The organism is Paenibacillus sp. M-152 (assembly GCF_003856555.1).
Lineage (GTDB): Bacteria > Bacillota > Bacilli > Paenibacillales > Paenibacillaceae > Paenibacillus > Paenibacillus polymyxa_C.
The window spans coordinates 1,087,040-1,099,869 of sequence record NZ_CP034141.1; the positions used below are offsets into that span (position 1 = coordinate 1,087,040).

General features: G+C 47.2%; 10 protein-coding genes. 8 read left to right on the plus strand and 2 right to left on the minus strand.

The annotated features are described in order from the left end of the window. Positions 1 to 28: 28 nt before the first annotated feature. The 4 genes from EGM68_RS04980 (at position 29) to EGM68_RS04995 (ending at position 3,963) form a co-directional block, all read left to right on the plus strand. Positions 29 to 1,267 (plus strand): sensor histidine kinase, encoded by a 1,239-nt coding sequence (locus tag EGM68_RS04980; RefSeq protein ID WP_230877401.1) that lies wholly within the window; start codon positions 29 to 31, stop codon positions 1,265 to 1,267. Next, the gene (locus EGM68_RS04985; RefSeq protein WP_017426267.1) at positions 1,264 to 2,043 is read left to right on the plus strand and encodes a LytR/AlgR family response regulator transcription factor; all 780 of its coding nucleotides are present in this window, start codon (positions 1,264 to 1,266) and stop codon (positions 2,041 to 2,043) included. Before EGM68_RS04980 ends, EGM68_RS04985 begins: the two co-directional genes overlap by 4 nt. 46 nt (positions 2,044 to 2,089) lie before the next feature. Further along, positions 2,090 to 2,848: a TraX family protein gene (locus EGM68_RS04990; RefSeq protein WP_129548746.1), complete on the plus strand. Its 759-nt coding sequence runs from the start codon at positions 2,090 to 2,092 to the stop codon at positions 2,846 to 2,848. A 137-nt stretch (positions 2,849 to 2,985) separates the two neighbouring features. Next, positions 2,986 to 3,963 carry an aldo/keto reductase gene (locus EGM68_RS04995; protein WP_129548747.1) on the plus strand — a complete coding sequence of 326 codons (978 nt, stop codon included), beginning with the start codon at positions 2,986 to 2,988 and terminating at the stop codon, positions 3,961 to 3,963. 83 nt (positions 3,964 to 4,046) lie between these two features. Here EGM68_RS04995 and EGM68_RS05000 read toward each other — a convergent pair whose 3' ends face one another. Both EGM68_RS05000 and EGM68_RS05005 read right to left on the minus strand, forming a co-directional pair. After that, complete coding sequence (locus tag EGM68_RS05000) at positions 4,047 to 4,847, minus strand: WYL domain-containing protein (RefSeq protein WP_058710811.1); 801 nt, start codon at positions 4,845 to 4,847, stop codon at positions 4,047 to 4,049. Further along, entirely contained in the window at positions 4,822 to 6,147 is a 1,326-nt protein-coding gene (locus EGM68_RS05005) for a helix-turn-helix transcriptional regulator (RefSeq protein ID WP_025677403.1), read from the minus strand. Before EGM68_RS05005 ends, EGM68_RS05000 begins: the two co-directional genes overlap by 26 nt. Before the next feature lie 197 nt (positions 6,148 to 6,344). Between EGM68_RS05005 and EGM68_RS05010 the strand changes: the two genes are divergently transcribed. From EGM68_RS05010 to EGM68_RS05025, 4 genes are read left to right on the plus strand one after another with little or no spacing between them, the layout of a single operon-like run. After that, the gene (locus EGM68_RS05010) at positions 6,345 to 7,913 is read left to right on the plus strand and encodes a limonene hydroxylase (protein ID WP_129548748.1); all 1,569 of its coding nucleotides are present in this window, start codon (positions 6,345 to 6,347) and stop codon (positions 7,911 to 7,913) included. A gap of 19 nt (positions 7,914 to 7,932) precedes the next feature. Continuing rightward, positions 7,933 to 8,751, plus strand: a complete 819-nt coding sequence (locus EGM68_RS05015; RefSeq protein ID WP_013369576.1) for a nucleotidyltransferase domain-containing protein — start codon at positions 7,933 to 7,935, stop codon at positions 8,749 to 8,751. A 21-nt stretch (positions 8,752 to 8,772) separates the two neighbouring features. Beyond that, positions 8,773 to 10,212 (plus strand): 3' terminal RNA ribose 2'-O-methyltransferase Hen1, encoded by a 1,440-nt coding sequence (locus tag EGM68_RS05020; protein WP_013369577.1) that lies wholly within the window; start codon positions 8,773 to 8,775, stop codon positions 10,210 to 10,212. Then, entirely contained in the window at positions 10,205 to 12,814 is a 2,610-nt protein-coding gene (locus EGM68_RS05025) for a polynucleotide kinase-phosphatase (protein ID WP_129550292.1), read from the plus strand. The genes EGM68_RS05020 and EGM68_RS05025 overlap by 8 nt, the downstream gene beginning before the upstream one ends. The last annotated feature ends 16 nt before the right edge of the window (positions 12,815 to 12,830 follow it).

The following is a 12,830-nucleotide window of genomic DNA, read 5'->3' on the forward strand; positions in this document are numbered from 1 at the left end:
CAGCGGCAATGGTCTAAGCGTTTTCCGTATGAATTATAAGCTGCTGCTGTTTTTAGTCATGTATTATTTTATCGGAATAACAGCTCTGAATAACTTCGGACTGATTGTTTACCTATTTCTATTTGTGCTACTGGCATTATACGGGTGGTTGACCGACAAATATGAATCCTTGTGGGTCATAGGCTTCTACGCCATCCTTACCATCTTCATTACGACACTGCTGGGTTATTTCATAACGGTAATCAGCTATGCGGTTCCTTATGAATATAAAAACAAATGGACGGCGCCCTTCCTAACCGCTTGTTCACCTCCGCTGATCTACTTGGCGCTCCGAAAGCTTGTGTCTTATTTGTTTCCTACTCCGGCGGTCAGGCTTTTGAAGATATATCGGATTAAGCTTATCGTCGGAGCTTCTTTAATCTTAGTCTTGGGGATCATCGGACTAGGACTGATTATCTATTCGGAGTGTGAAAGCAACAATCCGTATCCAAGCAGATTAAAGATTGTGTTGATGCTGATCGGCTTGACCTCCATCTTCCTGATGACGATCAATTGGCTGTATCGCTTCCTGCGTGAACGTGAGCTAGAGAAGAACAAGACGGAACAATACCTGCAGCTGGAGGCTTATATTATGGAGATTGAAAAAATGTACGAAGACATCCGCGGCTTCAGACATGACTATACCAATATCCTGTTAATGCTGGACGAGGGGATCAGAACTGGGGATTTGGCGATGATCAAGCGGATATATGAGAGTTCTATCCAACCTACTGCCTCACAGTTGAACGGATATTCCTATAGTCTGGATAACCTGATTAATCTGGACGTGAGTGAGCTCAAGAGTATTATTACATCCAAGGTGCTGGTGGCAAAGAAGCGTGGAGTTGACGTAAAACTGGAAATTGATAGCGGTATCAGTGAAATGTATATGGATATTATAGACCTTTGCAGAGTAATCTCTTGTTTCCTGGACAATGCAATCGATGCGGCACTAGAGACCTGCAATCCGTCCATAAATATTGTGCTGATCCATGAAGACGATATTCAGACGGTGACGATACGAAACTCTTATAATCATTCTGCACTTGACGGGATTAAGGTGAATGATCTCTACAAACGGAACTTTTCAACGAAAGCGGACAATCGAGGTCTTGGCTTGTACAATATAGCAAAGGTGCTGCGCAGCAACAAGTATGTAACTTTGGATACCAAAAAGGAACCGGATTTTTTCACGCAAACATTAATTATAAAGAGAGCGACATCATGAATATTTTTATTCTGGAAGATCAGTTTATCCAGCAGCGCATAATGGAAAAGATGGTCCGTAAAAGCTGCGAGGAACTTGGCATCTGCTGCAGCAATCTCATTGCCACCAGTAAGCCGGATCTCCTGCTTTTTGAATCTAAAGCTTGTGCGAATAACTTGTATTTCCTTGATATTGAAATCTCTGGTTGTCAGATGAAGGGACTGGAAGTTGCCCAGGAAATCAGAAAATATGATATGTATGGGCATATTGTCTTTGTAACTACCCACGGTCATCTGTCTCCGCTTACCTTCCAATATAAGGTAGCAGCTCTTGATTTCATTATCAAGGATGCTACTCAGGATGAAATGGAAAAAAAGGTCAGAGAAGTTCTTGTTGTTGCCCATCAAAGAAAGCCTGTGTTGGATGTCAATGATTGGTTTATACTCGACAATAAATTTACGAAATTTCAAATTTCCTTCTCCAGCATTTATTACTTTGAAACAACCGGTGTTCCCCACAAAATCCGTCTGGTTTCCGAAAACAGAACTCTTGAGTTTTACGGCGATCTGAAAGATATTGAGGCTAAGGACCCAAGGTTGTTCCGGTGTCATCGGGCATTTATCGTAAACCTGATGAAGGTGGAATCTATAGATAAGAGCAAGAAGGAGATCATTTTTCAAACCAATCAGAATTCCGGAGAAGCAAGGCGCATTATTCCCGTTTCCCGCCAATTGTTGAAGCACCTCTTAGATAAGATGGGAGACCGGAGCCTCCTGAACAGACCTGTTTACGAATAGAATAGATACGGAGGGCATAGTCCTTCGGGAAGAAAAGGGGAGGAATATGGAACAAAGATTATCCGTTCAAGCAGAGGTGAAAGGCATTGATGCCACCAGTTTAAAATTAATTGCAGTATTGGCAATGCTAATTGATCATATTGGAGGGCTATTTTTTGCCGATTTTTTGGGCTTTCAGGTGGTAGGCAGAATTACATTGCCTATCATGGCTTTTTTTGTAGCCGAAGGATATATCCATACCAGAAGCTTCAAAAAATATACAATGCGCCTTGCTCTAACCGGGCTAGCCAGTGTGGTGCCTTACGGATTGGTATTTAAAGATTGGTATACTTCGGGAAACATCATGCTAACGTTGTTGATGGGCCTACTGGCAATATGGTTCTATGACAACACGACCAATCCTGTGCTTAAATACTTGGCGATTTCGGCTCTTTGCGTAGTCTCTTTTTTGGGAGACTGGAGTGTGATTGGAGTGTTCATGGTTCTGGCTTTCTATGTGGCTCGCAAACAACAGAAGATTTACAACGGATGGATTATTGCAATAATTGCGCTTATGTTCATTTTCGGAGTCATCATTATATGGGCTGTTCCCGATTCGCTCAGCATCATGGGCATCAACGCCAGCACAATGAACGAATATCTTTATCCGTTTGCGATCGGCGGGGCCTGTATTTTTGCACTCCCTTTGCTATCCCGATATAACGGAGAGAGGGGAAAAGGCCCACGAACCTTCTTCTATTTGTTTTATCCGCTGCATTTGCTCGCGCTTTATCTGCTGAAGTTGGCTATTGATTATTACATATAAGAAGGGCTGTCTAATAAGTAACTAAAATAAAAAATCAGACGGGAAACGACATGTTTTCCGTCTGATTTTTGCAGTTTGACGAACTATTCGAATGTTGATGAAGCAAGGAATACTTTGAGGGTTCAAGGAGGAGCAGCATGAAAATTATGCCTTTACAGAAACGTGGAATCTCCGATAGTCGGCTGGTACTTGGCTGCATGCCTTTTGGTGGAGAATGGAGCCATGCACCGTATACACAGGAGCATGTCGTTGAAGCGGAGAGAGCTGTAGAAGCTGCACAATCTATCGGGATTACGATGTTTGATCATGCGGATATCTATCGTATGGGAAAAGCGGAAGAAATTTTCGGTCGGATTTTAAAGGGACAGCCCGGATTGCGTGAACAAATCGTAATTCAGTCCAAATGCGGTATTTTTTTGCCGGATGGCACGCTCCCAGGCCGTTTTGATTTCTCATATGATCATATTATGGAGTCCGTAGATGGTATCTTGAAGCGTCTGGGTACTGAGTATTTAGACATCCTGCTGCTGCACCGTCCCGATCCGCTGGTAGAGCCGGAAGAAGTAGCGAAGGCGTTCAGCGAGCTTAGGACATCCGGCAAAGTACGGCATTTTGGCGTTTCCAATATGAATGTAAGCCAAATTTGTTTTCTGGAGCGTAGCCTAACGGAGCCGCTGATTGTTAATCAGCTGGAGATGAGCCTGGCACATCTGCATTTTATAGATCAGACCGTACACGTGAACCAGCAGGCAGGGACGAATGTACATTTTGGCGAAGGATTGCTGGAATATTGCCAAACTGAGGATATTCAGCTCCAGGCTTGGGGACCGCTGGCGCAGGGACGTTTTAGCGGAGGTTCTCTGGAAGGAGAGCCTGAGCATATCCGTAAGACGGCAGAGCTGGTGCAAAAGCTGGCTTCTAAAAAGGGGACGACACGTGAAGCGATCGTCCTGGGCTGGCTGATGAAGCATCCGGCACGGATTCAGCCTGTCATTGGCAGCGCCAATCCTGAACGAATCAAAGCATGTCAGGATGCAGAACGCCAGAGCGAGCTGATGACCCGTGAGGAATGGTATCAATTGTATGTCAGTGCACGCGGACAAGCCTTGCCATAACTCGTTTAACAGGCCCTCCTTTCGTCTCATTAGCAGACGGAGGGAGGGCCTTTACGTGGATTCATCCTATATTTCTTCAGCAGCTATTCCTCTTCGTATCGTGCGAGGGCCTTGGCTGTTGTTTCCTTCATTCGCGAAATTAATCGAGAGCCTTGAACGACCTTGACACGTTTGCCGAGGAAGCGGATTTTGGATAACACATATTCACATTCGTCTGCCTGGAAAGTGAGCGTAATACGATAGGTATCTGCTTCCTGATCATATTCGACCTCCTTTTCAAAACAGGAAAAAGCATATAAAATACGAGACATTTCACCGTTATATACAGGAATAATTTCGATGATGCCCTGTTCTTTGCGTGACTCCAGTATACCGAGTATTCGTTGGGTAAACATCTCGGCTTCTTCAGGTAGGATCTCATCCTCCGTAACGGTTACGATGTTGGACAGTTTAGTGGACATAAATGCGCGGTGGCGACGATTATACCACAGCAGACTCCATTCTTTTTTGACCATGGAAAACTCCAGCTTGTATGGGAATCCGGACATTCGCTCATGCAGGCGTCCGTTGCGCAGTTTGTAGGTCATACAGATGCCTGAACGGGATCGCAGAATGGAACGCAATTCACGCAGGAGTGGATGATAAACCGAAGCAGCAGGAACCCCTGCTTTTTCGCGCAGGCTGCCATCAGCCTCCAGAGGCTCGTCGTCTGCAAGTAATTGCCGAAGCTTATCAAGTGTAGAGGGGGTAAAAGCCTCTGTCGCTGCCGAGTCTGCAAGCATGGATTTAAGCCAGACTCTTTCCTGCGATGTGGTAGCAAAAGCGCCCGATTCATCCAGTCGTGAGACGATCTGATAGTTAAATATTTTCTCGAACAGGCTCATAATAGGCTTGCAGCTCCTTCCATTCCTGTCTGAATTCCTTACGCAGCCGCTGGGGTTCCAATACCTCACAGCTTGATCCGAAGCTGCGAATCCACGGTTTAATCTCAGTGATTCCATTCACTGTGATTTCATAGATAAAGGATTCACTTTCTTCCTCCGTAATTGCACCCCATTGTCCCTGTGACAGTACACGTTCCCGGATAAAGTTGCGCTTTGCACCCTCAGGATTAAAAAAACGTACCCGTACCTTCACGGGACGACCCGTATCAACAAGCCAGCTGTACCGCATTTTTTCTTCCAACACGGCTAACAGGTCGGCATAAAGCTGCTCTGGGACAGGCTTGCCCTCCACCAATTGAGTCATGCCCTCCATTCGAAACTTCATGATTCCTTTGCCGCCTACATGACCAAGCACATACCAACGTCCGTATTGATGATCATAGATGACTTGCAGGGGCAGAATGGTATGTTCACGGCCTTCGGTCTCTTTTTCAAACCGTGGGTTTGTGTTCTGTGACCCGTACATGCTTCGTTTGGACGCCGAAAAATATAAAAAGCTTACGCAGCGACGTTGCCGAATGGCATGCAGAAGCGGATGAATATGGGCTTCGTCCAGAATGCGTGAATAATAATGGTATTTATATAAAAAAGGCTCTGCCATCTCACGATCTCCGAGCTGACGGCGCATAGCTTTTTTAAGATGATCTCGTAACAGATATCCCTGCACAGAGGGGAGCTGGGTGTTGGCCATAATGTCCACAAAATCATATAAGTCCAGTAATTCCTCGTCCGTCAGTTCTGTCACCAGATCATTGCGGACAGCATAGCGATAAGGTCTGCCGCCAGGCTCCTTACGAACCACGCCGACTTCGACCAGATATTTCAGATCAGAACGGATTGTTTTCTCATCTGGCAGTGAACTGTCGGAAGGCAGGCCATTGCAGCAAGCATCCAACAGTTCCATGGTGGTCATTGGCTGTGACTGTAGCGCTGTCAGCAGAAGGGATAAGCGGACGCTTTCCGATTCCTTGAGCGATTTGGCCCGAAACAGAAATAACAGCAATGGATCAGCGGATTCGTAATAATTAAAGCGCAGCATCTCATTAAAATCATGTCCCTGTTCCGCAGGCAACTGCTGTTGTACGGATTGGACGATCTCCTTGAGGCGCCGGATCGTTTTATCAAAGGTATGTACCGAAATGCCAAGTCTGTCTGCAAATTGCTGCCGATTATAAGCGCCGCTTGTTAGTGTGAGCATACGCAGGAATTGAATTTCTTTATCAAAACTCTCTCTCGCCATGATGCATTCCCCGTTTCTGTAGCCGTTCTCCGAAAATAAGTATCCCTTTATTCTAACAGGGAAGGGATGCAGGAAAAAGGTAATTTATTCATCTTTGTAATACTTTCACCATGTTCATGACTTCCAAAATAAAGGATTATAGGGATATAAGGTAGCACGATAAGTAAGAAGCATACATAACAGAAGGGTGATACAACATGTTTGGACGATTCAAAAATGAAGTGTTATATCCATGGGTAGGTAAGCTTTCGATTTATGAAACGATTAAGCAGGGACTGGACCCTCAGGGTAGGCTTACGGATGATCATTTGCCAGATGATGAAGAATACTGGGCAGGTCACAAGATGCGTTGGGTGGCAGGAGGGCTGGATGGAGCGTTTGGGCATCATGGCGCTGGCGGAGATGGAGAGACTGACAAAATTAAGGATCTGGCGCAGTTGTTGTCCAGACAATGCCGGAAGCCAGGGATGAAGACGAGACGTGAGACGTATGTACGCTTGATGGAGGAAAATGCACTCAGCCTGATTGATCCGCTGCTAGATGCGGTGCGGGAGCATCCAGCAATTCAGCCGGATCGATTGTATGAGGAAGCACGTTGGCTGGCTGAACACGGAGCACATCGTAATGTGGTGAAGTTTGGTATTGCATTGCTTGGATTGCTGGAGACGGATCAGCACCACGAGCTTATTTTAACACTAGCCAAGCATGATGAATTCACGCTATATGCGGCTGTAGCTATCCGTAATATTTCGGAGCAGGCCAACGTGCAGTTGTATAGGTTAGCGTCACAGGTACATGGCTGGGGACGTATTCACGTAGTAGAACGGCTGGAGCCGACACGGCAGGAAATACGTGATTGGTTATTACGGGAAGGATTCCGCAACAATGTCATGTATGAGTATCTTGCTTATGAGTGCGCTCATAAAGGCGAACTGCATACAGCCATCGCTGTACCGCACATTGATCAGGAGTTGTTTGACGGGGCGGGTGATATTCTATCAGCTTTGCTGGCAGCAGGCGGACCTGCGGAAAGTATAGATGATTATGAGCATGCCGCTATGGTCATAGGCAACTACCTTCGCCATGCTAAGGCCATGTGTACGACTGTGAAGCATTTTACGATCATCATGGATATTGCAGATTTTCTGGGTGAAGAAGACGATTCATGGGAGGCACGTTATGAGCATGAATGGACGCCGGAATTGCGTAAACGTTACGCGTCGATATGCCAGCAGATGATGGACGATCCACAGTGGGTAAAGCCGGTAGAACAGGAGCTACAGCATGCAGATTCACCGCATCTCCACTACGCCATTCGTGTAGCTCGAATGCTAGCACTAGATGTATGGCCCGTGCTATTTGATCAATTAAGCCAATACCCAGTCAAGCCTAATCTGTACTTTGAACTCATCAGGACAGAGGATGAACAACGGGCTCGTAAGCTGGTGGCTTTTGCAGAAAATCGCTTGCCTCTGGAAGAGATTGCTTCTGGTCCTGCTGATGTGCCAGGCTTTGGACCGGAGTATGAAGCGCATCAGTGTCTGGGTATTTTGCTTCAGCAATTGTCTTCTTACGAAGGAATGGGGCAAGAGCTAGTTGCTGCCGGACTCTGGAGTCCGGTGACCTCCAATCGTCATGCAGCGCTTCATGTACTCAAGGAATGGCCTTCTGAGATGTGGGGTGAGGAAACGACAGAGCGTCTTCGCCGCTTATCGGTAGCTGAAACGGAGGAGTCGATTAGAGAACAGATTCGGGAATTACTTTAATGATAAGGGAGGGAACAACATGACAGATGTGAAGCATGGGCAGGGTTTTATTCAACCGGAAATGCGCGAAACGATTTTGCGTGAGCTGCGGGCGTTGGAGCAGGAGGAACAGGTGCGCATTGTATACGCCTGTGAATCAGGCAGTCGGGCATGGGGGTTTCCTTCACAGGACAGTGACTATGATGTACGATTTATCTATGTAAGACCCATAGAATGGTATTTATCTATTTTTGATAAGCGGGATGTGATTGAACGGCCAATCAGCGATTTGCTGGATATAAACGGCTGGGATTTGAAAAAAGCGCTCAATTTGTTTCGCAAATCCAATCCGCCTTTGCTGGAATGGCTGCAATCTCCGATTCCCTATCTGGAGCAGTATTCAGTGGCTGATCAGATTCGTGCGATCTCGCCGTTAACCTTCTCTCCGAAGTCCTGTATGTACCATTATCTGAATATGGCACGAGGAAATTATCGGGATTATTTGCAAGGTGAACAGGTGAAGATTAAAAAGTATTTTTACGTGCTGCGCCCGCTGCTGGCCTGTGGCTGGATTGAACGATACAACAGCATGCCTCCGATGGAATTCGTAGACTTGCTGGAGGAATTCATTCCGGCTGATACCGAACTTTATCAGGTGATCGAACATTTGCTGGAACGTAAAAAAGCGGGCGAGGAGCTGGATGTGGAGCCACAGCTTTCGGTGGTGAATGATTTTATCGAGCAGCAAATTGCTTACTTTGAACAGAAGGCGCCTTTGCTTCAGCATATGGAGGGCGGACGAGATCAGCAGTTGGATGATATGTTCCGCGCTGCGGTGAATGAAGTATGGAAAACATAAGTTGGGAGGGAGAAGTAGAGTATGCATATCACGCTAAAAGCAACCGGAAATAATGCCGGGATGATTTCGCATTTGCTTGCCAAAAATCCCTATAATACGTATGATCGCACGGAAAAGGGTGCGCGTGTACGCATGGTGTACACCGTGTTTACCGAGGAAGAGGCAGAAATCGTCATTCAGGCTTCGCCAGATTCGATAGATTTGGTCAAAAACAGTCCAGATAGCTATGATATTACACAGTATATTAATGACCGGGAGTTTGTAACCAGTAGCTTGTTCTGTACCTATATTCGCGGCGCGCTTGGCACGGCCCTGAACGGCAAACCCAAGGAAGACTATGCAGCATGGGTGAAGCATCCTTTTGCATTGGAGTTATCGTTTGGGCCTGTTGCGTCGGATTTGCCAGATGCTGTGGTGGAGGGACTATTTGCGCCGCTGGGCTATCAAGTGACCATAGAACGAGGGGAAGCGGATTATTCTTTTCAGCTGAAAAATCGAAGCACCGTCAGATATGTCACGCTAAGTGGTCATCAGACGGTGCAATATGCGCTGCGTCAGTTATTGCTGTTGATTCCAGTGTTGGATAATTATAAGCACTACTATATTAGCGAAGAAGAGTTTGATAAGCTGAGACGTTACGGTGAAGGCTGGTTGTCAGCGCATCCGCTACGCGAGCTCATCATTCGACGCACACTTCATTTTACCAATCTGATTGAGCAATTTGAGCAATCTGATTCTGCTGCTACACGGACTGAAAAACATGCGATCCAAGAACAAAAGCATAATCACGAACAGGATCAGCAGCAAGAACAGTCACTGGAGGAAGGGACGCAACAGCCTACTGTACGGCTCAATGAGCTGCGGTATCAAGCCATTATGGATGTGATTCGCAAGCTGCCCCGAAGACAGAAAATCGTAGATTTTGGTTCAGGGGAAGGGAAGCTTTCGGCTCGGATGGCTCGAATGAAGGGCATTGAAGAGATTTGGGCGGTGGAGCCGTCTGCATATGCACAGGTGAGGGCGGTGGAGCGTTTTGCCAAGCTGGAAAGGCATGCTGATGCAATTCGCCCTACACCTATGATGGGCTCTCTCTTTTATTATGATGAGCAATTGCGGGGAAAAGATGTGATGATCCTGTGTGAGGTCATTGAGCATGTGGATGAGCATCGTCTGAACCGGGTGATGGATACGATTGTGACAGAATATCAGCCGGGTGTGCTGATCGTGACGACTCCCAATCGAGAATATAATGAGGTGTATCGTATGGATCAGCAAGAGCTGCGGCATGGCGATCACCGTTTTGAATGGAGCAGAAGCGAGTTTCGTGAACGATGCGAGCAATGGATTGAGGAAGCTCCCTATTCATTAGCGCTGGAAGGGATCGGAGAAGAGGTCGAAGGCTTTGGACAACCGACCCAAATGGCTGTATTTACGCGCAGAAAGGAGCCGAAGAATTCATGAGCATTTCATCCGAACGATTAATCTACCGCATGCTGGACTGGTTGTGTTGGTAGGGGCCTCGAATAGTGGCAAAACCACTTTACTGGACATGTTGGTGAGCGAAGGGATTCTATTGAAAACGGAAGTGGTATCCTCAGATCATTTTCGCCAGCTGGTCGGAGATACGGAATTTATAGACTGGAGCGGACTTCCAAGGCTGGAATCGGACGTGCTGTTTTATGAGTACCAGCAGATGTCAGCCAAGGCGTTTGAAGCGATGGATACCATTCTGGCTATGCGCTGTCGTCTGAATAAGCTGACGGTTGTGGATGCCACCCATCTGTATGCTGAGGATCGCCAGAAATATGTACAGCTGGCAGCCAAGGCACATGTACCTGTGATGGCTTTGGTGCTGGATGTACCCGAATCTGTGCTACTGGAACGTGATTCAGGCCGGGCGCATCCGCGTGGCCGCCAACGGGTCAAGCAGCAGACGCAGCTGTTAAAGCGGAACCTGCGCGGTATCCGGGAAGAAGGCTTTGACGCTTGCTATGTCCTCAAGGATGTAGAAAAGGTTAACTTTGCCCGTTGTGCTCAGCCGCTGTTTCATGATATGGGTGCAGGCATTGATATCATTGGTGACATTCACGGGTGCTACCGTGAGATGCTGGAAGTGATAGAGCGGCTCGGATATATGGAAGATACGGAAGGACTATACCATCATCCAGAAGGCAGAAGACTGGTGTCTGTCGGAGATGTGATGAGCCGTGGCCCAGAATCGTTATTAGCAGTGCAGTTCTGGAAAAAGCACGTGGACGCTGGACTCGCCTACATGATTGACAGCAATCATGGCTGGAAAATCGGTCGTTACCTTGATGGAAGAAAGGTAACTCTCAATCATGGAGATGAACGATTCGCAGAGGAAATGGTTCAATATGAACAAAAAGCGGGCAAGGTTGCAGCGGAACAACTTAGAGGCGAGCTGAGGGATTTTCTACTACATGCACCCTCTCATCTTATTTTCGGCAGAAACGGGTTGCGGCACGTAGTTGTGACTCATGCGGGGATCAAGGATCATTTTATTGGCAAACAGTCGGCGCGTATTTCTGATTACTGTCGTTATGGAGATACGGAAGGTCAGGATGCAGACGGAAAACCAATCCGCAAAGATTGGTTCGTAGACCATGAATCGGGAGAAATAGTAGTATGGGGGCATGATCCGAGACCGCAGCCTACCCTTGTCAATCAGACGGTGAATATTGATCAAGGTGTGGTATTTGGTGGTATGCTGACCGCTTATCGTTATCCGGAAAAGGAATTTGTCAGCGTTCCGGCTCATGAGAATTATGCGAATGATCCCGATAGCCCACTTGTCCGGTGGCAGAGAAAACGGTTTTCCCCGCCGAATTTACGTAAGCTCATCGCTGGTTACAGTGTGCTGACGGAATCGTATGGCGAAGTGCGCGTTCAAGGAGAATCGGTCAAAACCGCTATAGATACCGTGTCACATGTGACGGTACCGATGGAGGAACTGGTGTACATTCCGCCCACGATGAGTCCTGCCCCCAAGGTTTCCGAAGAGGAAGGTTATCTGGAGCATCCGCGTGAAGCGCTAGCTTATTATCGCAGTCAAGGCGTACAAACGATGGTAGCGGAGAAAAAGCATATGGGTAGCCGGGCGATTTTGCTATTATTCAAAAACGAGCAGGCTGCTGTTGAATATGTAGGCTACCCGACATTGGGCACGATCTACACCCGAAGCGGACGACCCTTCTTTGAGTCAGGCTTTGGGAAGCAGGTGCTGGAGAAACTGAATGCGGATCTAGTGGATGCCGGATATTTTGAACAGCACCAGACGGATTTTGTGTTGCTGGATGCAGAAATTGTACCGTGGAATCTCAAGGCTCGGGAACTGATTGCTGCACAGTATGCGCATGTGGGTGAAGCAGCTCTGCTGGATCGCAGTAAGCTGGTAGACAAGCTGAAGCAGGCGAAGGTTGCAGGCCGAGAGGTTGGAGACTGGCTGGAAGAAATGGAACGGAAATATGGCAATGCCGTAACGTTCCAAGAGGCTTTTCAAAAATATTGCTGGGATGTGGACGGTCTGGATGAAATTCGTATTGCACCGTTTCATACACTGGCCCACAGCGGACAGACGTTTTTTGACCAATCTCATATTTGGCATATGGAGCACAACCGGGAGCTGGCAGGACTGTCCTCTATATTTATGGAGACAGAGTATCGTGTCATCACGGATGAAACAAGCGAGGAAGAGGTCATTCGCTGGTGGAATGAGATGACAGAGGATGGTCATGAGGGCATTGTGATCAAGCCGGAACGCTTTTTGATGAAAAATCGGGACAAGATGATTCAGCCTGCAATCAAGGTGAGAGGCCGGAAGTACTTGCACATCATTTACGGTATGGATTATCTTGCCCCTGAGAATTTAAAACGTCTGAAGCAGCGTCGAACGAACAAAAAGGAGCGTCATGCCCTGATGGAAGGAGCGCTTGGCATGGAGGGCGTGGAACGTTTTGTCCGCAAAGATACGGTGGAGCGTATTCATGAATGCGTCCTTGCCGCGTTATCTCTGGAATCGGAGCCGATTGATCCGAGATTGTAGTTTGCGAAGGAGGGAT